Raw genomic sequence first — 19,392 nt, 5'->3', positions numbered from 1 at the left:
GCACTCTCATGCCAACTTTTCCGCGATCCAGTCGCAGGTGAACAGGTTGTAGACCGCGGCAAACAGGCCGGCGACGATCAGAAACGTCCAGGCCGTCGCACCGGGGATGTTCCAGTCGAACAGCCAGGCCAGCAGCACCACCTCCACCAGCGTATACGCGGCGACGAGCAATCCCCCGGCCAGATTGCTCTGCATTTTTGCGACCCTGCCGATCAAAAAGAAGCTGACCCAGGGCAAGAACAGCACGATCCCCAACCACGCCAGAATTCGGCCAGTGCCGGTCATGAGCACTTGGCGGGTTTGCGGCTCCATCTGCCACCAGGAGATCCCCGCCGCGATCACGGCCAGCACAATGAGCCCGGTGATCAGCTTTGCGGCGATGGTCTTGAGCAGGTCCATCTTCAAGGGATTGTAACGTGTTGAAGAGGCCCAGGCGTTATAAAGCGGAGGGAAATCCGAACGGATCGGCGAGCCAACCGCGGGCCGCAAGCGACTCGGCCAGGTGGCGAGTGTCGGCTCCGTGGCGTGGTTTTGCCTGCGTCTTTGTGGGAGATTATCGGACTGTCTGGTGAAGTTTGACGCACGCCCGGCTCCATCGCATGATTGGCGTTCGCGCAGCATGTACCCCCGCAGTAAGGTCAAACGGTTTGATTTTGCCCCCGGTCGCGTGATCGCCGGCAAGTACGTCATCGAGCGCCCACTCGGAAGTGGCTGGGAGGGCGAGGTTTATGTCATTACGGAGCGCGCTACCGGCATCAAGCGGGCCGCAAAGTTCTACTACCCACATCGCGACCCCACCGGCAAGGCAGCGATCGCCTACGCCCGAAAGCTCGATGCCCTGCGACATTGCCCGATCCTGCTTCAATACCATCACCAGGAAATCGTGCAGGTCAAAAGGCGCAAGGTCATCGTCGTCATCAGCGAATTGTTCGAGGGCATGAAGCTCAGCGAGTTCCTGGAACAGCAGCCGCGAAAACGCCTCAGCACCTTCGAGGCCCTTCACGTGCTGTACGCGCTGGCCAAGGGAATCGCCCCGATCCATGCCCGAGGGGAGTATCACGGCGACATCCACGACGACAACATCATGATTCGCCGCGTCGGGATCGACTTCGAGGTCAAACTGCTGGACTTTTTCGACCTGGGCAAGCCGACCCGAAGCAAGATCTACAAGGACGTGCTGAACCTGATTCAGGTTTTCCACGCCCTGGTCGGCGGGCGGGAGAACTACGCTCGGCAGCCCAAGGTCGTCAAGGACATCATCCGCGGGCAGAAAGATTCGCTGATTTTACAGCGCTTCAGCAGCGCCGGGGATATCGCGCGACACCTGGAGACGCTCCAGTGGGACAGCACTCCCGGCTGAGCGGCCAGCCGCAGCGCGCTGTCGCGAGCATCTCTGCTTCTTTCCGGGAAACAGGCACGTCGGGTATCAATTGGGGCGGCAATTGTTGTCACGTCACAACCGAAAAGGAGTCACCATGGCCAAGACGAGGGCGACGAAGAAATCCGCCAGGTCCGGCAAGTCGGTCAAATCCAAGTCCTCTCGGGTGGCGAGCAAGAGGCGGGCGGCCGGCAAGGGCGCATCAACGCGCCAGGCTGCTGCGCGGCGTGCGGCCAAGGCGCCAACCATGAAGCGGAAGACAGCCACTGCCGCCCGGAAGGTCAAGGCCGCCGCCAAAAAGGCGCCTGCCAAAGCCAAGCGGCTGATCCAGCAGGCTGGCCAGGCGCTGTCCAGCGCCGCCACCGCCGCCACGCAGGCCGTCGCGACCGGTGCAGGCATGGCCGTTGGCGCGGTGGAGTCGGTGCTGCCTTCCTCCAGCTCCAGCCAGCAGTCGCCGGCGCCTTCCTCAGGCTCGTCCTCATCGCAATCCGGCGGCCAAGGCTGATTGCGCGGCCGCTGCACGAGGCACTTACACGAGCCCAGGAATCGACGAGAGCACCTCTTCAGTGGTGGCACGGGGCGTTCCGCCCGTGTGATGGCCGCCCGCACGGGCGAGACGCCCTTGACACGGGCCTGGCGTCCCGCCGTCCCGGCGCCTCTCGCGCGCCCGTTCGTGAGCCGCCGGCTCTTTCTGTATAATCCCGCCCCTCGGTTTCACTCGAGGTGCTTTGCGTGAGAATTCTTGTTACCGGCGGCGCCGGCTTCATCGGATCCAATCTGGCCAGAAGACTGGCACGCGACGGCCACGACGTGGTAGCGGCCGACAGCCTGCTGTGTGGCGTGTGGCAGAACCTGGCGGACTTCACTGGCGATGTCCTGACCCTGCGCGATCATGAGGACGTGGACTCCATGATCGCACTGGGTCCGTTTGATGTGATCTTCCACCAGGCCAGCATCACCGGAATGGTTGGCCCCGACGGACAGACCATCGACCGCCCGCATCAGATGATGCGCAACAACGTCGAGACATTTCGCAGGCTGCTGGACTGGGCCGTGCAGATCGAAGCGCGGGTGGTCTGGGCCAGCAGTTGCAGCGTCTACGGGCGCGGGCCGGTGCCGATGAAGGAATCCCAGCCCTACGATCCGCTGAACACCTACGCGTTCAGCAAGGTCTGCATGGAGAGGCTGGCGATGCGCTACGCCCCGCGAATGGCCCAGCCGATCGTCGGCTTGCGATACAGCAACGTCTACGGTCCCGGCGAAGCGCACAAGGGCAGACTCGCCAGCATGATCTACCAGCTTGCCCGGCAGATGCGCGCCGGCAAACGTCCGCGCATCTTCACCGCCGGCCAGCAGAAGCGCGACTTCGTTTACATTGAGGATGTGATCCAGGCCAATTTGTGCGCGATGAACAACGCGCAGGAAAGCGGCGTGTACAACGCCGGCGCCGGCCGAAGCTGGAGCTTCAATGAGCTGGTCGCCGAGCTGAACCGTGCCCTGGGCACTAAGCTCCAGCCCGAATACTTCGACAACCCCTACGGTTTCACGCAGGACTGGACCGAGACCGACCAGACCCTGGCCAGGCAGAAAATCGGCTACGAACCCAAATACGACCTTCGCCGCGGCATCGCCGCGTACCTGGAATCAGGCAAGCTGGGGACGTGATCATGCCCGGATGAAACAGTGCTGCCGGGTGGGGTCCATGAATCCGATCAGCTTGTCGCGGCGAGTGTGCTGCGGCAGCGGCTGCACATGGCGCGATCGGCGTGCGCCAGGGCGGCCTGAATCGTGTGCCCTTCCTGCGGCACTCCGAGCCAGGCGATGCCAATGCTGCTGCGCAGTTCGACGACTGCACCGCCGGGCAGGCTTACCGAAACGCTGGCCAGAGCCGATTCGATCTGTTGCACGACGCCATCGCGTCCGAGCTGCGGGGGCACGAGCATGGCGAAGGCGAATTCGTCGCCGCCGAAGCGGCCCACGATGCCCCGGTCGCGCAGCAGGTTCCTGATCGCCGCGGCGAAGCCCGCCAGCGCCGCGTCGCCGGCCTCCTGCCCGTGGCGGTCGTTGACCTGCTTGAACTGGTCCAGATCGACGTATCCGACGGCGCAACCCAGTTGCGCCTGCCGCCCCAGTGACAGCAACTGCTCAGCGCGACTGAAAAACCCGCGGCGGTTGAGCACGTCGGTGAGGCTGTCAAAGTCCGCCTGCACGATCTGCTCGCTCAGCTCCCGCACGCGCGCTTCCAATTCCACGCGGCAGTGTTCCAGGTCCTGAATCGCTCGCGATGAAGCGCCGATCGCGGCGAACAGAGTTCGCGCGATCTGGTCGGACACGTCCTGAAGAAAGCTCTTCATCCCGGCCCGGCGCGTGGGATCGGCTGGCGAGAGCATGGCCGTCAGCGACCGGGCTGAGTCGCACACACCCTGCATGAATTCAGCAAAGTCCGCTGCGCTGGTATCGGGGCAAACCTGCGCGAAACACGTGCCCAGCTTTCGCAACCCCGCATCGTCGAGCCGGCTGGCGCCGTGTGGAACCTGCGCCGCGAGCATCAGCCCGGCGCGAAGCTCGGCGAATTCCTCGGGCAGATCAGGCCCATCCGGTGCGTGGTGCGTCGCGGTGGCACGGACGTACAGCTCCGGCAGCGCCAGACGGGCGCACAGTCGTCGGCCGAATTCAGCATGATCCACGCCATACAGCGCTACCTCTCGCTGGTATCGGCTGTCGCCTTCCAGATCGAGCACGCCCGCAAGCTCCATGGCGGCGGCGCGGTCGCCAGCGTACATCGCGGGCAGCGCCGCATCCTGAAGCACGCCGCACAGAAAAGCCTCTTCCTCGTGCTCGCTTTTGCGCCAGCGCGCCCATTGCCGCGCCACCACCGCCTTGAACAGCGATTTGTGCCACAGCCGCGTCCGATCCTCCGATGGAAGGTTGGCCTTGTTGAAAAGCCCCGCCAGCGAAAGTCCGAACAGCAGCGGAAGCATGTTGCTCAATCCGATTCGTCGCAGCGCATCAGAGACGCGAGTGATGGGCTTGCTGGGGCAGAAGAACGCGGAATTGGCCAGCTCCAGCACCTTGGCCGACAGCGCGGCGTCGGCAACGAGCACCTCGGCAAAGCGCTCGATCGGCGGCGAGTTCGGGTCGCGGTACAACTGCATGATCCGCACCGGAACGTTCACCGCCGTCGGCATCACCGGCAGCGCCTGGATCAGCGCCATCACCTGATCCTGCCGCGCCCGCGCCAGACGAGATTTGTACTCCGAGACTTGCAGCATCCGCGCGTCTGCCGTTGGTTCTTTTCCGTCGCTTACCTCTGGCACCGACCGCTGGCCACTGACCAGCGGCCGCTGACACGGACCTCGGACCACTCTCTTCTCGTGTTATCGGCAACCACTCTGAACGAGGTGAGATGCCCACATCGGGCGATCGATTTGTTTTGCCATTTGCAACCCACGGTCTTATAACCGCCGGGCATGAACGGGCCGGCAGGCAAGATTCGGTTGATCCAGGCGGGCATGGGGGGGATGGGGCGGGCATGGTGGAAGTCAGTCGTCCGCCATTCGCCCGACTTCGAGCTTGTTGCCATCGTCGATATCGTCGAGAAACCCCTGAACGAAGCGGGCGACGAGCTTGGCATCCCCCACGATCGCCGATTCGAGTCGCTGGAGGAAGCGCTGGAGCGCGTCCAGGCCGACGCGGTGCTTACCGTCACTCCGCCACCTGTCCACGTCGAGCACGCGCGGCTGGCGTTTTCCCGCGGGCTGCACCTGCTCACGGAAAAGCCCATCGCCCATGACCTGGAAAATGCCAAACTGATGGTCGAGCTGGCCCGCCGCGCCGACAGACAACTGCTGGTCGCACAGAACTACCGCTATTCCCAGGTCATGCAGCAGTTGAAGCGCGTCATGGACGAGCGGCCGCTGGGCGAGTTTGGGCACGGGCACATCGACTTCTACATCCCCGCCGATTTCACCGGCACCTTCCGCGAAACCATGCAGTACCCCCTGCTGGTTGACATGGCCATCCACCACGTGGACCTGATCCGCTTCGTCACCGGGCGGAACATCACGCGCGTCACGGCCCACACCTTCAGGCCAAGCTGGAGCTGGTATCAGCATCACCCCGGCCTGAAGATGCTTCTTGAGCTGGATGGAGGCATTCCGTTCAGCTACAGCGGCGACTGGTCGGCCAGGGGACGATTCACCTCCTGGAATGGCACCTGGCGACTCCAGTGCGCCGAAGGATCGATCCATCTGGAGCAGGACCAGATCACACTGGCCCGGTGCGAGAAGTGGCCCAGGGAGTTCAAGCAGGAGCAGGTGCAGATTCCCGAGACGCCGATGAACGGCCAGGCGGAGTTGCTGCGGCGATTTGCCGAATCGATCCGAACGAACACTCCGGGCCAAACCAGCGGCGCCGACAACCTCTGGAGCTTCGCCGCCGTGATCGCCGGGGTCATCAGCGCGCAGCAGAACAGAACCGTAGACGTGGTCGAGCTGCTGCGTGGGTGATATCCGTCTCCTGGCTGCGTCGGTGCTGGGAGACCGGCACAGGCCATGACTGAGCAGAGCCGACGGATGAAGACTCCATCATGAAAGGGGTCACAAATGAGCCAGAATCCCGCCTCCTTGCTGCCGCCGGCGTACCCGAATCCGCAGATCGGCTTCGTTGGCTTCAATGCGGATCCCAACGCCACCGTCCAGACCGACGCCCCCTGCCGCAAGTGCGGATATAACCTTCGCGGCCTGACCTACGGCGGGCGATGCCCCGAGTGCGGCTCGCCGGTGGGACTTTCCACCATCGGCGACCTGCTGCGCTACTCGGATCCGAATTGGCTGCTGATGCTGGCCCGCGGGGTCAGCTTCATTCTCTGGGGGATCCTGGTGGCGCTGGTCATCGGTCTGCTCGGGGGGCTGCTGTTTCAGACGTCGGCCGCGCAGCAGTGGGTGCAGATCGTCGCCTCGCTGCTGGGTTTGTACGGTGCGTGGCTGCTGACCGAGCCTGACCCCAGCGGATTGGGCGAGGCGCAGTACGCCATGGCCAGAAAGCTCGTGCGCGTGGCGCTGTTGGTCGGTCTTGGAGGCAGCGTGCTCCAGGCGATGGGCGCCACTCCCGGCGTGCCGCGCGAGATCGGCTTTGGGCTGGGAGTTGTGGCGATCGGCGCGACGGTGTTCGGCGTCGTCGGCGAGTTCGCCAAGTTCGTCTACCTCGGGAAGCTGGCGCTGCGAGTTCCTCACGATCAGCTTGCGCGGCGCGCACGCGTGTTGTGCTGGGGATATGGGCTGACTCTGGGCGCATCGGTGCTGATCGGCGGGATCATGGGACTGCTGCTGGCCGCTGGTCCCGCCCCGGCCAGACCCGGTGCCGCGTTCATCGGGATCACCTGCGCCGCCGCGATTGTCGGGCTGGCATATCTGGTTTTCGGCGTGATGACGCTCCTTTTCTATATTCGCATGAGACGGACGCTGCGCGAGCAGGTGGAACTGGCGCGACAGGTCTGGGGACAGGCCACGGCAGCCGCCGCAGATCAGCAGACCCCGGCCACTGCCTGATTCGCCGCCAGGCAATCCAGCGATCCGCTCAGATCCGCCCGATGAGTTTCAGTCGTTGCAGCACAGTAAGCAGGCACCAAAACACCACCACAAAGCTGATCGAATAGGCCAGCGAGGTCATCCCTGGCGTGTCGATCGGCGGCAGGCGCGGGCTCAGGTGATGCAGCCAGCCATTGGCCCAGTGCATCGCGTCGGCGATCTGGTATTTGACCCACTCCAGCGCCGGCAGGTTTTCGCCCGCCCCCGGTGCCACGGCGCTGCTGCGGGTGTGGGGCAGACGAAACAGATACGATGCTCGGCGCGCGGCTTCCTCCCCGACGAACGCAACGATGGAGCCCGTGCCAAATACGACCAGCGGACGCGTTGTCCATCGCCAGCCCGCAACCTCGACGAGCAGGTAGCACACGCCGAATCCCATCATCGCCACGCCACCGCTGAAGGCTACATACGAAGGTGTCCAGATCACCTTGTTAATGGGCATGAGAATGCGGTGCAGCAGCAGCCCGAGCAACACCAGCACCCACCCGCCCACAAGCAGCCAACTGCCGACACGACGGCCCGGGGGCCTGCTTAATTGTGTCCGGCCATCCGAATCACGCCGCTGGGCAATCAGCCACAGGCCGAGCAGCGCCCCCAGCAACGTCGTGGCAACCGCCGGCAGCGTCGAGACAATCCCTTCATTGTCGGGATACTCATAAGTGTGCCAGTAGATGATCTGGCGGCTGCCGTCGGGCAGCGTCACATACCGGTTGAAGACCAGATCATCGATTCGGCGGGCGAAGTTGTCGTCCATCGAGAGCGACCCGGTGACATGTCCGGGAAGTGGCACAGCCAGCATCAGCACCGAATAAACAACAAGCATCCCCAGCAATCCTCCCAGCGCCCCGCGCCAGCCCCAATACAGCAGGATCGTTCCGGCCAGGCCGTAGCAGATTCCGATCCGCTGGAGCACGCCGGGAATGCGCATTCGCTGCGGCCAGAAGACGCCCGAGCCCAGGAAAAAATCCTGTGGCAGGCCGCGAGCCAGCGCGATACGGTTGGCCAGATACATCCCCCCCACCAGCAACACGAACACGGCTGCACCGAAGGCGGGCATCCAGCGCAACAGGCGCTGCGCGCGGGGGGAAGTTGCCCTGGCGGGCAGCACCAGCATCGCCGCCGTCGTGCCATACGCCAGCCCGATGGCGATGATGCGAAGGATCTTCAACCAGGCAAAGCCGGGCGGCTGGCGCTGCCCGGGAATTGGCAAGCCCACCAACAGCAGACCCAGCACCACCAGCGTGGCGGCGCGAAGCCAGATGTCGCCCAGGAGCCTGTGGCCGAACCACTCGCCACGCGCCTCGGTGCGCGCCCGGCGATTGTGCAGCGTGAACGGCAGCACCACGCCCATGATGAACAGAAACGCCGGAAAGATCAGGTCGGTGAATGTGCACCCATGCCAGATCGCGTGTTTCAGCGGCCCATAGGGTTGGCCAAGCCCAGGGTTATTCACCAGCAGCATGGCCGCGACGGTCAGCCCGCGGAACACATCCAGCGAGAGCAACCGTTCGATCGGGCCAGGCGAGGGCACTGGCGACATGGCGTTCCGTGTCAGGGCCGCGGCGGCCGCCAAGTTGTGCTCACCGACGGGCGATGATCGGTTTTGCGGATCCATGAGATCAACTCGGGGCACTTGCCCGTTGCAAACTTTGCTCCGGCCCGGAATGATGTGCCCACCATGACCGACTGGAGACGGCTTCACGGGGAGCACTTTCGCGGCGTGCGGTGCCTGGTGACTGGCGGCGCGGGGTTCATCGGATCACACCTGGTCGAGGCGCTGGTCAGTCTCGGCGCCGACGTGATCGTGCTGGACAATCTTGTCGGTGGCGACCGCAGCAACATCGCCGCTTTCGCCTGCCAGTTCGTCCAGGGCTCGATTCTGGACCGACTGACATTGGACCGGACGATGCAGGGCTGTCGTTACGTGTTTCATCTGGCGGCGCTGGGTTCGGTTCCGCAGAGCATCGAGAGGCCTCTGGAGTATCACGAAGTGGACGCCACCGGAACCGTACTGGTGCTGGAGGCTGCACGCCACGCGGGCGTGCAGCGCGTGATCTACTCCGCCAGCAGCAGTGCTTACGGCGAACGACCCGGGCTGCCGAAGGTTGAAACGATGGCCCCGGACCCGCGCAGTCCCTACGCCGCCGCCAAGCTCGCCGGCGAGGCCTATCTTACCGCGTACAGTGCCAGCTATGGGCTGGATTCCGTGTCGCTGCGTTATTTCAACATTTTCGGACCGCGACAGAACCCCAACAGCGCCTACGCCGCGGTCATTGCGGCTTTTGCCAAGGCGATCCTGTCCGGACAGCCGCCGACGATCTTCGGCGACGGCGAGCAGTCGCGGGACTTCACGTTTGTGCACAACGCGGTGCACGCCAACCTGCTGGCCGCCCGCAAGCAGCAGCCGCTGTGCGGTGAGGTGCTTAACGTCGCCTGCGGACAGCGGGTTACGCTTAATCAGCTTGCGCCGATGATGTGCCACCTGCTGGGGCGCGACGACTTGCGACCGGTGTACGCCCCGGAACGCCCCGGCGACGTGCGGCATTCGCAGGCTGATCTGTCGCGCATCCGGCAGGTGCTGGGTTATGAGCCGATCGTCGATCTGCACACCGGCCTGGATGCCACGCTTAAGTGGTATGCAGGTGTGCTGAAATGACCAAGCCAGGTCAGGTCGCTTCGCCGCGTTCTGAGAAGCGATGCACCTTGGTTTCTCTGTCTTGCCCGATCAGACAAATCTTCCCATTTTCACACAGTCACGACCTCGTCGCGTTCGAAAGAATGGAATTCGACGCGGATTTCCCTTTACCGTCCGCCGCGCCTGTGTTTTAATGAACACAGAATCGCCGTAGGGAATTGTTCCACTCCCTGTCAGCAAAGGGTGGAGAGAAAATGCAGTGTGGGTGGAGAGATGCACGCTTGGCGCTTGAAGGCGCCGGGTGTAAGAATCTTGGTTCGTGAAGAACACTGCATAGGAGCGTGGAAGATGAGTTGTGGCAGTGCCTCGGGCGGGCCCGCGCGGATTGCGCGTGCGGGAGCTATCCGATCATCAATGCGGTCACTGATTGCATCGGTGGTGGCGGTCTGCGCCGTGGGGACGGCCAACGCCGCGCTGATCCCCAACTTTGCCTCCACCGCGCCGGTCGGGGCGAATACCCAGTTCAATTACAACCTGTCGTTTGCCACTGATTCGGCCGGCACCGAACGCATCGAGTCCGGCGACTTCGTCACCATTTACGACATCGCCGGCTTCGTCAGCGCCAGCGCCGGCGCCGCCAATTTCACGGTCTCGATTCAGAACAGTGGGGTCAACGCCTTTGGCACCGCCCCGACAGACAACCCGGCCCTGCCCAACGTGACGTTCACTTACACCGGCCCGGCGGTCAACGTCGACGCGACGTTCTCCCCATTCAGTATCGTGTCGTCGCTTGGCGCCCAGGGCAACGGGCTGTTCACGTCGGAGACCACACGAAACTCCGGCGGGCCACTGGGCACGCCCATCGGTGCCATCGGCTCGACGATCGTGCCGGTTCCCGAGCCGACCAGCGGGCTGGTTCTGCTGGGCGTGGGTGCGATGGGACTGGGAATCTCGCGACGCCGACGCTGATCGGAGTCAGCCGTCGGCCGATCTAAAAGGGTGGAGAGAAAATGCAGCCAGGAGCAGGAGCAATGCCCGTCCGGGGCTTGGCATCCCCGGCGGTGGACGTCACCTCCGTATGCGTGACGAGCTGACATTGCGAACAGCTTAAAAGGAGTGCGGAAGATGGATTGCGCCTTCGCTTCCCGCCCGTGCGCTGCATGCGGGCAATCGTCCAACGGGTTGTTCCGGTCTGTGCGAACCCTCGTCGCCTTCGTCCTGGCGATTGGGGCGCTGGCCGCCATGCCGCCGCGAGCAACCGCGGCGCTGATCTACGGAATCACCTTTGACAACAACCTATTCTCGTTTGATTCATCGGCTCCGACAAACATCCTCTCGGGCGTGTATGTCTCGGGGCTTCAACCCAACGAGTTCATCCAGGCGATCGATTTCCGCCCGTCAACGAACGTGCTGTACGCTCTGGGCAGCACGAACCGGATTTATACCTTGAACCTCACAACCGGTGCGGCGACGGCGGTCGGGGCGCCGTTTTCTCCCGCATTGAGCGGCACGGCGTTCGGCATGGATTTCGATCCCGTCGCTGATCGTATCCGCGTGGTAAGTGACACAGATCAGAACCTCCGGATTGATCCGACAACCGGTGCTGTCGCATCTGTCGACACTAACCTCGCGTATGGCCCGGGTCCTTACGCAGGTGTGAATCCGAGTATCGTTGGGGCCGCGTATACTAACAACGTCCCTGGTGCTAACGCGACGACACTCTTTGTGGTCGACTGCGTCCTCGACGTTCTTGCAATTCAGAATCCACCGAACGATGGTGCTCTAACAGTCGTGGGTACGCTCGGGCACGATGTTATCAACTACTTGGCCGGATTCGACATTGAAAGCAGTACTGGAGTTGCCTATCTCGTCGCCGCTGGGGGGGGAGGCGGACGATCTTGGCTTTTCACCGTGAACCTAGCCACGGGACTCACTGTGGCGGAGGGCGTCGTTGGCGGCGGATTGAACGTGCGCGCAATCGCAATTCCAATTCCCGAGCCAACAACCCTTGCCGCAGCGGGCCTGGCCGTGATGGGCCTGGCCGTGCGCCGCCGCGGCGTGCAGTGACAGTCGTCTCACACAGTCGTTCAACCGGTTGAGTTTGCGAGCGGGCGCTTGGCGAGAGGCGCCCGTTCGCGTTTTTATGCGCGATGGGTTGTGCCGGTGGCTCACTGCCTGCGCGCCGCCTCGCGCAGCGCGCCGGCCAGCGTGCTGGCTCCGGCGCTGTGCCGCCGCAGCGCGCTGACGCACGGATGCATGAACTTGCCCACCAGTCGATCCACCAACTGCTCGATGGCGCGGCGCTGCTGCGGGTCCAGGTCCGGGCAGCGGCGGTAGAGCCGCTCAAGCTCGGCGTCGCGCAACTGCCGGGCGTCCTTGAACATCTGCTCGATGAGCGGATTCAGCCGCGTCGAATCCAGCCATTGCTCAAACGCCGCCACCTCCTCATCCAGAATCCGCTCGCACGCCTCGAGCTGGCCGTTGCGCAGCTTCTGGTTCTCGGCCACCATGCGCCCCAGCTCGTCGATGTCGATCAGGTAGACCTGCTCGAGCTTTCCGACCTCCGGATCGACATTTCGTGGCACGGCCAGGTCGATCAGGAACAGCAGTCGTCCGCGACGATGCTTCTGAGCCTCGCGGATCCGCTCGGGCGTGATGATCGGCATGGGACAGGCGGTGGCGGTGATCACAATATCCGCCTGGATGAGCTGCGCATCGAGCTGATCCCAGGGCACGGCCTGGCCCTGGCATGCCTCGGCCAGCGCCTTGGCGTTGATGTGCGATCGGGTGGTGACGACGAATCGTTTGGCGTCGGCCTCGCGCAGATACTGGCAGACGAGCTGTGCCATTTCGCCGGCGCCGACGACCAGGGTCTGCTTGGTCGAAAAGTCATCGAAGATCCGCCGCGCCACATCCACCGCCACCGACGGCACCGACAGCTTTCCGGCGCCGATCTGCGTCTCGGTGCGAACCCGCTTGGACACCTCGAAGGCGTGATGGAACAGCCGATTCAGCGTCCGCCCGGTCGTGCCCTGCTCGCTGGCCTGCGCGTAGGCGGCCTTGATCTGATTGACGATCTGGTTTTCTCCCAGAACCATCGAGTCCAGACCGCTGGCGACACGGAAGAAGTGCCGGCAGGCCTGCTCTCCGCTGAGTTGATACAGGTATTGTCGGAAGAGGTTAACGGGCAGGTCTCTTGCCTGGGCGATGAAGGTGACCACATCCTGGGGCGTGGGCGAGTCGCCGTCGCTGGCGACCAGCACCTCCACGCGGTTGCAGGTGCTGATGATCGCCGCTTCGGCCCGTGGGAACTGATTGCGGAACAGGATCAGCGCCGTGGCGATGCCGTCGCGACTGAACGCGAGCTGTTCGCGGATCTGCACCGGCGCCGTGCGATGATTCAGACCAACCAGCAGGATGCTCATAATTGGCCTCCCTGGTTTTCGGTGCGTTGGCGGCGGGCGAGGCTGCGCGTCTCCCACCACAGCTTGGCGGCATATCCCCACAGCAGCCCCAACCCTATCGCGTACGCGAGGATGACGTAGTTCTGTCCGCTCATGCGACCTCCCCGGCGGCCCACTGGAAGCCGCTGTGGCCCGGCTCGATCCGCGCCGGCGGGGCCAGCGTCCGCTGATACTGATTCAGCCGGAACCGCGCCATGATCAGCCCCGCCGACAGCAGCACGATCGGCACGAACCACACCGCCAGCGTCAGCTTCATCGGCGTGGCCAGCGTGATCGACGTGGGATGGATGTCCACCATCAGCCGCGTGGACAGATAGACCAGCGGCACGTCCAGAAACGCGATGATGGCGTAGACAGCACTGATGACCGCGCGCCGCTGCGGCGATTCGATCGACGTGCGGATCATCAGATAGACCACGTACAGCAGCCACAGGATCAGGCTGAAGGTCAGCCGCGGGCTCCAGGTCCACCACTGTCCCCAGGCGCTGCGACCCCAGATCATGCCGGTGATCAGCACGATCGAGCAGAGCTGAACCGCCACGCGCCCCGACGCCGCCGCAAGGTCGTCCCACCAGTTGCGACGCTGTGTCAGATATCCGATGCTGGCCACGAAACAGACCAGGCACGCCAGGAACGTGCAGATCGCCGCCGGAAGGTGCAAGTAGAAGATCTTCTGGATCGACCCCATGGTCGCTTCGTCGGGAGTGTAAAACGCCAGCATGGCGACCGCGGCGGCGGTAAGCAGCAGCGTGAGGATCCAGTAACCTGCATTGATCATCTGCCATCTCCTGGACATCATCGCTTCCTTCTGCCTCTGCCCATGCGCGGCAGGAGGCAAGTGGACCGTGGTGCCGGCCTTCATGGCTCCAGCACCCACTCGAACACCAGCCAGCTCACCGTCAGAAAGATCACATCGAATGCCAGCAGGATCCCCATGCCTGTCATTCCCGGCCCGGCGCCGTCGCGGAACGTGCGAAGCATCATCTGGGTCGAGGCGATCACCAGCGGCAGGGAGATCGGGAAGACCATCATCGCCAGCAATCCGCCCTGGAGCCGGGTTGAGCTGATGACGGCGGCAAAGAGGGTTCCAACGGCGGCGAAGCCGAGCATGCTCAGGCTCATGACTGCCGCGAAGGTCAGTGGCGCGGTGGTGAGGTCGAATCCGAAAAACAGGATGCCGACCGGCGTGACGATCGCCGCCACCGCCAGCATCAGCACCAGGTTGCTCAGCAGCTTGGCCAGGTAGATGACCCCGCGGTCCAGCGGTGCCATCAGCAGCGCCGCCAGCACGCCGTCGTTGCGTTCCACGGCCATGGTCTTCTCGAAACACAGCACGCCACTGAACAGGTACGCCACCCACAACACCGCCGTGGCGCCAAACGCCGCGACCTGGTTCTGCGCCCCGAGCCCCAGTCCCAGCACCGCGACGATGAGAATGCCCAGGACGCTGACCAGGCCCAGAGTCTGGCGGCTGCGCGACTCGATTCGCAGGTCCTTGCCGGTCAGCAGCGCGATCTGTCGCAGGCTGGCGATCATGGCTCAGCTCACCTCCGAGAGAACTTCCCGGGCATACAGCCGGTGGGTCTGCTGGTCCAGCGCGATCCGTCCCTGTCGCAGCACGATGGCGCGATCGGCCAGGCGCAGCGTCTGCTCGATGTCGTGGTTGACCATCACGATGGTCCTGCCGGCGGCATTGAGTCGCTGCAAGAGCTGCTCCAGCGACTGGATCGAGGGCGCGTCGAGTCCGGCGAACGGCTCGTCGGCCAGGATCAGTGACGGCTCATGCAGCAGCGCTCGCGCGATGCTCAGCCGCTGGACCATCCCGCGACTGAAGTTCTTGACCGGGTCGTCGGCGCGATCGGCCAGGCCCACCATCCGCAGCATTCGATCTACCCGTGCCGGCGCATCGTTCACGGCATACAGCCGGGCAAAGAACGTCAGGTTTTCCCTGGCCGACAGGTCGCGGTAGAGCATCGGCTGATGTCCGATCAGCCCGATGCGGGCGCGGACCGCCACGTTCCCTGGGGAGAGCTTCTGCCCGAACAGGTGTACCTCGCCCTGGCTGGGGGGCATGAGCGTGGCCAGGATCTTCAGCAGCGTGGTCTTGCCAGCGCCGTTGGCGCCCAGCAGGCCGATGTATTCGCCCGCGGCGACGCGCAGGTTGATGTCGCGGAGAATCTGACGTTCGTCGAGCACCTTGCCCAGGCCACAGGCGGCGATGGCCGGCGGCGCGTCGGCAGGCTGCTCCACGGTTGCGGTGCGAGGTTGTAAGGCCATCCGGGTCACGGCTTATTCCACAGCTCGCGGCACAGGTCGCATCACCCATGCCCGCGTCTCGACATACCTGCACTCACGCTTTTCTTGGCGCGGTCCTGATGAACAGCAGAGCCACGCCGAACAGGATGATCACGGCCGCGCCGGCGCCGGCGACGATCTTGGCGGCACGGCTGGCATTGGACGCCGCCGTCGCACCGCCCGCGGCACGAGCGATGGAAATCCCGCTGATCGTCAGCTTCACCTGTTGCTGCGGCTGAAGATTGGCCGCCTTGTAAAACCGCGTCTTTCCGCCCCGGCCCATGTCCGCCGAGCCAGTGAACTCGATCCCGACAGGCGTGACCGTCGTGCCGTCATCGGGAATGAAGACCATCAAATGTTTGAGCGGCACGGGCGAATCGACGGTGATTTCGGCCGTGCCATTCTCGGCAGGCAGAACATAGGCGATCTGATGCTGCGAGGTACCCGGCAACAGGGGCATCGTGTTGGTCAGCCGGTTGCCCTCGATCTTGGCGCAGCAGCCGTGGGCGCCGAGCATCTGGATGTCCTGAGCGCCGGGCGGCAGCGAAAGCGTGAACGTGGCGCGTTGCCCCTCGCCGATCGGCGTGCCCAGCCAGGTGCGGTCCGACGGATTGTCGATGGCCAGCATCTCCAGCACTTCCAGCCCCCGCTCGCCGCGACTGACCATCACATGCCGCATCCGCACCGTCCATTGCGGCGGCTGGTCGGTTGTTTCATACACAGGAACCTGAATCTCGGCCCGGGGCGAACCGCTCTGCATCGGCTCACCCACTGCGGTGTATTCCACGCCCGCGTGCGTCACCTTCACCACCGGCTGGGGATTGAGGTTCAGGGGGATGCCGTTGACGACGGCGCAACCCGCTTCGTCGAGTTTGCCTTCATACTTGTCGATGAGTTCGCCTCGAGCATAGAACTCGACGACCAGCGGATCGGCGCCGATGGCCGGCCCGCCGGCGCTTCCCTGAATCGCCCGCACCGACAGTACACCGGTAAGGCTGACGGTGGGCTGTGTGGTGGCTGATCGGCTCTGTCGCTGCAAAGCGGAGATGTCGGGATGGCCGGCGGGGAGATTACTCCCGGCAGGCATCGCAGAACCGGCCGAGCCTCCAGCGGACGTGGAGCGCTTGATCATCTGCGAGATGTCGGGATGCCCCGCCGGCAGCGAACCCGAGGAGGCGGCCGGCTGGTTCATTGGCGAATCGCTTTGCGAGACATCCGGATGCCCGGGGGGCAGGGCCGGTTGGGTGGTCGGATCGATCTGCGCCGCCGCGAGCATCGGTCGCGTCACCGACGTGGAATCGACCCCGGTCTGCGGTTGTGCCGATCCCGTCGCCGCCGGCTTGCCTGGGGCGGCGCCGGACGCGCAGCTCATCAGTGCCGCGGCTGCCAGGCACCAGACGGTCACGACGATCGGTTTCAGCTTTCGATTCATGGCATTGCTCCGGTTCGGTCCTTCCTTCACGCCGTTGCCTGCACGGTTCCTGCGCGATCCGACTTCCTTGAGCGACGGCGATCACTCTGTTGGATCCGCGACTGGGTATTGGGGTCGGTCGCCGGCGCCGGGGCGGTGGCCGGCTGTGGCAGCAGTCGCGGCAGCAGACAGATTACCCCGCCCACCGTCAGCACCACGCCGCCCGTCCAGATCCAGCTCACCAGCGGATTGACAATCGCCTGGATGGTCACCCCGCCGTGCCCGTCCGATGCCGCCAGGGTCAGGTAAAGGTCCTGACGCCAGCTCGAGTTGATCGACACCTCGCTGTTGAGCTGCTCCCACTTTTCGTATTTGCGGATCTGTGGTGCGGCGGTGGTAGTAGCGCCGTCGGGTTCCGTTACCGTCAGTGTCGCCTGAAGCGCGACGAAGTTCGGCCCGTCGATCGTCTCCAGCCCGCTGAGGGTGATGCGTCGTCCGGCGAAGTGAACCGACTCGCCCTGCTTCATGACGAAATCCTGTTTCTGCTCGAAGAGGCTGGAGGCGGTGACGCCGACGACGATCATGATCACGCCGACATGCACCACCTGCCCGCCGTAGCGGCGGTGGTTGTTGTCCAGCAGCTTCAGCAGCGCGACGAGGGGGTTCTCCGAATGCGTCCTGATGCGCGCGACGGTTGAGCGAATCAGATCAACCAGAATGCTCGCCAGGGCACAGGAGGCTACGCCCGCGGCGATCAAGGCCCAGATATTCCGCAATCCCATGGCCAGAAAGACTGCGACAGTGATGATCGCGATGATGGCGGGAATGATCGCGCCGCGCGCCAGCTTCGCCACCGCATCGCGACCGTAGACCAGCAACGGCCCGACGGACATCAGCGCCACCAGCACCAGCCCCAGCGGCGCCACGACTTTGTTGTAGAAGCTGGGTCCGACGGTGACTTTCTGCCCGGCCAGCAGTTCGCTGATCACCGGGAACATCGTGCCGACGAGCGTCACGATGGTCATGCCGACCAGCAGCACGTTGGTGGCCAGGAAAAACCCTTCCTTGCCCATCAGCGCTTCCAGCTCATGCTCGCTGCGGAGGAATCGGCTGCGGATTGCGATGATCGCGACACTGAACAGGATCGCGATGAGCAGAAAAACCAGGAAGAAGGTTCCGATCAGCGACCTGCCGAAGCTGTGGACCGAGTCGATCACGCCGCTGCGGGTGATGTAGGTGCCCACGATGCAGAGGATGAAGGTGGCGGCGATCAGCCAGGCATTCCACTTCTTGAACATGCCTCGGTTCTGCTGAATCACGATCGAGTGCAACAGCGCGGTGCCGGTGAGCCAGGGCAGCAGCGAGGCGTTCTCGACCGGATCCCAGGCCCAGTACCCGCCCCAGCCCAGCTCCACATACGCCCACTGCGCGCCCAGCAGGATGCCGATGCTCAGCAGCAGCCAGGAGAACACGGCCCAGCGGCGCACCGGTGCGAGCCATTCGTTGTCGCGTCGCCCGGCCAGCAGCGCACCGACCAGCAGCGCGAACGGGATGGTGTAACCGGCGTAGCCGAGGAAGAGTGTCGGCGGATGCGCGATCATGCCCGGATCCTGGAGCATGGGATTCAGCCCATGCCCGTCGGCGGGGATTACGTCGGAAACCTTGAACGGGTTGGCGGCGAAGAGCATCAGGAACGCGAAGAAGCCGCAGACGATGCTGAGCGTTGCCAGCACCGTCGCATGCTCGAGGATTGGGCTCTGCCGCGACGGCGACCCTGAAGGACCGGCTTGTTGCTGTTTGAGGGTCAAGCCGCACAGCGCGCTCATGCCTGCCAGCAGCCATGCCCACAGCAGCAGGCTGCCCTCCTGCCCGGCCCAGAAGGCGGCCAGCTTGTATCCGAACGGCAGCGCCCGCTCGGTGTATCTGGCCACGTAGTCGAATGCGAACTCGCAGTTGACCAGCGCGATCGAAAGCGCGATCGAGCCGACGGTGAACACGCCAAACAGCGCCACCAGCAAGGACTTCGACCAGCGCAGCAGCGACGCCGACTCGAACCGCGCCGCCGCCAGCGCGGTGAACAGCGCCAGCAACGATACCAGCACCGCGGCGGCGAGACTGAAGTTTCCGATCAGGCCGGTCATGAGGACTCCTTGCCGTTGGCGGTGTTGGTGTTGGCGGCCGCTTCGGGACGATTCGCATGCGGCGAGCCAGGTTCGTACTTGCTGGCGCACTTGGTCATCAGCACATCTGCCTTGAAGGTATTGCTCTGCGGGTCCAGCCTGCCCTCGACGACGACATCGCGGCCGGTCTGGAACATGTCGGGGATCACGCCGTGATAAGCGACGTTGAGTCGGCTGGATTTGCCGAGCAGGACAAATGTGGCGTCCAGGTTCCGGGCGACAAAGCCATCTTCGGCGACTCTGCCGTGCAGGCGGACGCGCTGGCGGTGGTATTGAGTGTCTGCCAGGAACTTGTCTACATCAATGAAGTAGACCCAGCCGGACTTCATTCCCGCATAGGCCAGATAACCAACCGCCGCGACCAGCGCGACGCCGCCGATTAACAGCTTCTTTTGGATGGCTGACATGGCAAGTCCTGTCGGGTTCGCTGCGGTGCTGGAA

At 64.1% G+C, this 19,392-nt stretch carries 19 protein-coding genes; 8 read left to right on the top strand and 11 right to left on the bottom strand.

The window, feature by feature from the left end:
* Positions 1-6 precede the first annotated feature (6 nt).
* Positions 7-399: a hypothetical protein gene (locus ACQS5P_RS19900; protein WP_428938366.1), complete on the bottom strand. Its 393-nt coding sequence runs from the start codon at positions 397-399 to the stop codon at positions 7-9.
* Positions 400-619: 220 nt separating this feature from the next.
* On the opposite strand from ACQS5P_RS19900, the gene ACQS5P_RS19895 reads away from it, so the two are divergent.
* The 3 genes from ACQS5P_RS19895 (at position 620) to ACQS5P_RS19885 (ending at position 3,043) form a co-directional block, all read left to right on the top strand.
* Positions 620-1,360, top strand: a complete 741-nt coding sequence (locus tag ACQS5P_RS19895; RefSeq protein WP_428938365.1) for a protein kinase domain-containing protein — start codon at positions 620-622, stop codon at positions 1,358-1,360.
* A 265-nt stretch (positions 1,361-1,625) separates the two neighbouring features.
* Positions 1,626-1,883: a hypothetical protein gene (locus ACQS5P_RS19890; RefSeq protein ID WP_428938364.1), complete on the top strand. Its 258-nt coding sequence runs from the start codon at positions 1,626-1,628 to the stop codon at positions 1,881-1,883.
* A gap of 227 nt (positions 1,884-2,110) precedes the next feature.
* On the top strand, positions 2,111-3,043 hold the full coding sequence (locus ACQS5P_RS19885; protein WP_428938363.1) for an NAD-dependent epimerase/dehydratase family protein: 933 nt from the start codon (positions 2,111-2,113) through the stop codon (positions 3,041-3,043).
* Between the two features lie 47 nt (positions 3,044-3,090).
* On the opposite strand, the gene ACQS5P_RS19880 is transcribed toward ACQS5P_RS19885, so the two are convergent.
* Positions 3,091-4,650 carry an HDOD domain-containing protein gene (locus ACQS5P_RS19880; protein WP_428938362.1) on the bottom strand — a complete coding sequence of 520 codons (1,560 nt, stop codon included), beginning with the start codon at positions 4,648-4,650 and terminating at the stop codon, positions 3,091-3,093.
* A 198-nt stretch (positions 4,651-4,848) separates the two neighbouring features.
* Between ACQS5P_RS19880 and ACQS5P_RS19875 the strand changes: the two genes are divergently transcribed.
* Positions 4,849-5,886 carry a Gfo/Idh/MocA family protein gene (locus tag ACQS5P_RS19875; protein ID WP_428938361.1) on the top strand — a complete coding sequence of 346 codons (1,038 nt, stop codon included), beginning with the start codon at positions 4,849-4,851 and terminating at the stop codon, positions 5,884-5,886.
* A gap of 96 nt (positions 5,887-5,982) precedes the next feature.
* A complete protein-coding gene (locus ACQS5P_RS19870) occupies positions 5,983-6,927 on the top strand; it encodes a hypothetical protein (RefSeq protein ID WP_428938360.1) in 945 nt (314 codons plus the stop codon).
* Between the two features lie 28 nt (positions 6,928-6,955).
* Here ACQS5P_RS19870 and ACQS5P_RS19865 read toward each other — a convergent pair whose 3' ends face one another.
* Entirely contained in the window at positions 6,956-8,506 is a 1,551-nt protein-coding gene (locus ACQS5P_RS19865) for an acyltransferase family protein (protein ID WP_428938359.1), read from the bottom strand.
* 138 nt (positions 8,507-8,644) lie between these two features.
* Here ACQS5P_RS19865 and ACQS5P_RS19860 point away from each other — a divergent pair, with 138 nt between their 5' ends.
* From ACQS5P_RS19860 to ACQS5P_RS19850, 3 genes are all read left to right on the top strand, one after another.
* Complete coding sequence (locus ACQS5P_RS19860; RefSeq protein ID WP_428938358.1) at positions 8,645-9,622, top strand: SDR family oxidoreductase; 978 nt, start codon at positions 8,645-8,647, stop codon at positions 9,620-9,622.
* Between the two features lie 393 nt (positions 9,623-10,015).
* Positions 10,016-10,570 (top strand): PEP-CTERM sorting domain-containing protein, encoded by a 555-nt coding sequence (locus ACQS5P_RS19855; protein ID WP_428938357.1) that lies wholly within the window; start codon positions 10,016-10,018, stop codon positions 10,568-10,570.
* A 225-nt stretch (positions 10,571-10,795) separates the two neighbouring features.
* Entirely contained in the window at positions 10,796-11,668 is an 873-nt protein-coding gene (locus ACQS5P_RS19850; protein ID WP_428938356.1) for a DUF4394 domain-containing protein, read from the top strand.
* Positions 11,669-11,769: 101 nt separating this feature from the next.
* Here ACQS5P_RS19850 and hemA read toward each other — a convergent pair whose 3' ends face one another.
* The 8 genes from hemA to ACQS5P_RS19810 all read right to left on the bottom strand — a co-directional run bounded on the left by hemA (position 11,770) and on the right by ACQS5P_RS19810 (position 19,358).
* A complete protein-coding gene (gene hemA / locus ACQS5P_RS19845; RefSeq protein ID WP_428938355.1) occupies positions 11,770-13,026 on the bottom strand; it encodes a glutamyl-tRNA reductase in 1,257 nt (418 codons plus the stop codon).
* Positions 13,023-13,160, bottom strand: coding sequence for a hypothetical protein (locus ACQS5P_RS19840; protein WP_428938354.1), 138 nt, complete (start codon positions 13,158-13,160; stop codon positions 13,023-13,025). The genes hemA and ACQS5P_RS19840 overlap by 4 nt, the downstream gene beginning before the upstream one ends.
* Complete coding sequence (locus tag ACQS5P_RS19835; protein ID WP_428938353.1) at positions 13,157-13,843, bottom strand: cytochrome c biogenesis protein; 687 nt, start codon at positions 13,841-13,843, stop codon at positions 13,157-13,159. The genes ACQS5P_RS19840 and ACQS5P_RS19835 overlap by 4 nt, the downstream gene beginning before the upstream one ends.
* Before the next feature lie 80 nt (positions 13,844-13,923).
* Positions 13,924-14,601: a heme exporter protein CcmB gene (locus tag ACQS5P_RS19830; RefSeq protein ID WP_428938352.1), complete on the bottom strand. Its 678-nt coding sequence runs from the start codon at positions 14,599-14,601 to the stop codon at positions 13,924-13,926.
* Between the two features lie 3 nt (positions 14,602-14,604).
* The gene (gene ccmA / locus ACQS5P_RS19825) at positions 14,605-15,342 is read right to left on the bottom strand and encodes a heme ABC exporter ATP-binding protein CcmA (protein WP_428938351.1); all 738 of its coding nucleotides are present in this window, start codon (positions 15,340-15,342) and stop codon (positions 14,605-14,607) included.
* A gap of 73 nt (positions 15,343-15,415) precedes the next feature.
* A complete protein-coding gene (locus tag ACQS5P_RS19820) occupies positions 15,416-16,792 on the bottom strand; it encodes a hypothetical protein (RefSeq protein ID WP_428938350.1) in 1,377 nt (458 codons plus the stop codon).
* 26 nt (positions 16,793-16,818) lie between these two features.
* Positions 16,819-18,912 carry a heme lyase CcmF/NrfE family subunit gene (locus ACQS5P_RS19815; RefSeq protein ID WP_428938349.1) on the bottom strand — a complete coding sequence of 698 codons (2,094 nt, stop codon included), beginning with the start codon at positions 18,910-18,912 and terminating at the stop codon, positions 16,819-16,821.
* Positions 18,909-19,358 (bottom strand): cytochrome c maturation protein CcmE, encoded by a 450-nt coding sequence (locus ACQS5P_RS19810; protein ID WP_428938348.1) that lies wholly within the window; start codon positions 19,356-19,358, stop codon positions 18,909-18,911. The genes ACQS5P_RS19815 and ACQS5P_RS19810 overlap by 4 nt, the downstream gene beginning before the upstream one ends.
* Positions 19,359-19,392: the final 34 nt, after the last annotated feature.

Source organism: Fontivita pretiosa, from assembly GCF_050410795.1.
GTDB lineage: Bacteria > Planctomycetota > Phycisphaerae > Tepidisphaerales > Tepidisphaeraceae > Fontivita > Fontivita pretiosa.
Note: the sequence above shows the minus strand (reverse complement) of the source record. Positions and strands in the feature narration are given on the sequence as shown.

What these genes read in the sequence shown, in the direction of transcription:
- ACQS5P_RS19860 (WP_428938358.1), top strand. Translation starts at nt 8,645, where the DNA reads ATGACCGACTGGAGACGGCTTCACGGGGAGCACTTTCGCGGCGTGCGG.
- ACQS5P_RS19895 (WP_428938365.1), top strand. Translation starts at nt 620, where the DNA reads ATGTACCCCCGCAGTAAGGTCAAACGGTTTGATTTTGCCCCCGGTCGC.
- ACQS5P_RS19880 (WP_428938362.1), bottom strand. Translation starts at nt 4,650, where the DNA reads ATGCTGCAAGTCTCGGAGTACAAATCTCGTCTGGCGCGGGCGCGGCAG.
- ACQS5P_RS19835 (WP_428938353.1), bottom strand. Translation starts at nt 13,843, where the DNA reads ATGATCAATGCAGGTTACTGGATCCTCACGCTGCTGCTTACCGCCGCC.
- ccmA (WP_428938351.1), bottom strand. Translation starts at nt 15,342, where the DNA reads ATGGCCTTACAACCTCGCACCGCAACCGTGGAGCAGCCTGCCGACGCG.
- ACQS5P_RS19810 (WP_428938348.1), bottom strand. Translation starts at nt 19,358, where the DNA reads ATGTCAGCCATCCAAAAGAAGCTGTTAATCGGCGGCGTCGCGCTGGTC.
- hemA (WP_428938355.1), bottom strand. Translation starts at nt 13,026, where the DNA reads ATGAGCATCCTGCTGGTTGGTCTGAATCATCGCACGGCGCCGGTGCAG.
- ACQS5P_RS19870 (WP_428938360.1), top strand. Translation starts at nt 5,983, where the DNA reads ATGAGCCAGAATCCCGCCTCCTTGCTGCCGCCGGCGTACCCGAATCCG.
- ACQS5P_RS19890 (WP_428938364.1), top strand. Translation starts at nt 1,626, where the DNA reads ATGAAGCGGAAGACAGCCACTGCCGCCCGGAAGGTCAAGGCCGCCGCC.
- ACQS5P_RS19855 (WP_428938357.1), top strand. Translation starts at nt 10,016, where the DNA reads ATGCGGTCACTGATTGCATCGGTGGTGGCGGTCTGCGCCGTGGGGACG.
- ACQS5P_RS19820 (WP_428938350.1), bottom strand. Translation starts at nt 16,792, where the DNA reads ATGAATCGAAAGCTGAAACCGATCGTCGTGACCGTCTGGTGCCTGGCA.
- ACQS5P_RS19830 (WP_428938352.1), bottom strand. Translation starts at nt 14,601, where the DNA reads ATGATCGCCAGCCTGCGACAGATCGCGCTGCTGACCGGCAAGGACCTG.
- ACQS5P_RS19900 (WP_428938366.1), bottom strand. Translation starts at nt 399, where the DNA reads ATGGACCTGCTCAAGACCATCGCCGCAAAGCTGATCACCGGGCTCATT.
- ACQS5P_RS19865 (WP_428938359.1), bottom strand. Translation starts at nt 8,506, where the DNA reads ATGTCGCCAGTGCCCTCGCCTGGCCCGATCGAACGGTTGCTCTCGCTG.
- ACQS5P_RS19875 (WP_428938361.1), top strand. Translation starts at nt 4,849, where the DNA reads ATGAACGGGCCGGCAGGCAAGATTCGGTTGATCCAGGCGGGCATGGGG.
- ACQS5P_RS19840 (WP_428938354.1), bottom strand. Translation starts at nt 13,160, where the DNA reads ATGAGCGGACAGAACTACGTCATCCTCGCGTACGCGATAGGGTTGGGG.
- ACQS5P_RS19815 (WP_428938349.1), bottom strand. Translation starts at nt 18,912, where the DNA reads ATGACCGGCCTGATCGGAAACTTCAGTCTCGCCGCCGCGGTGCTGGTA.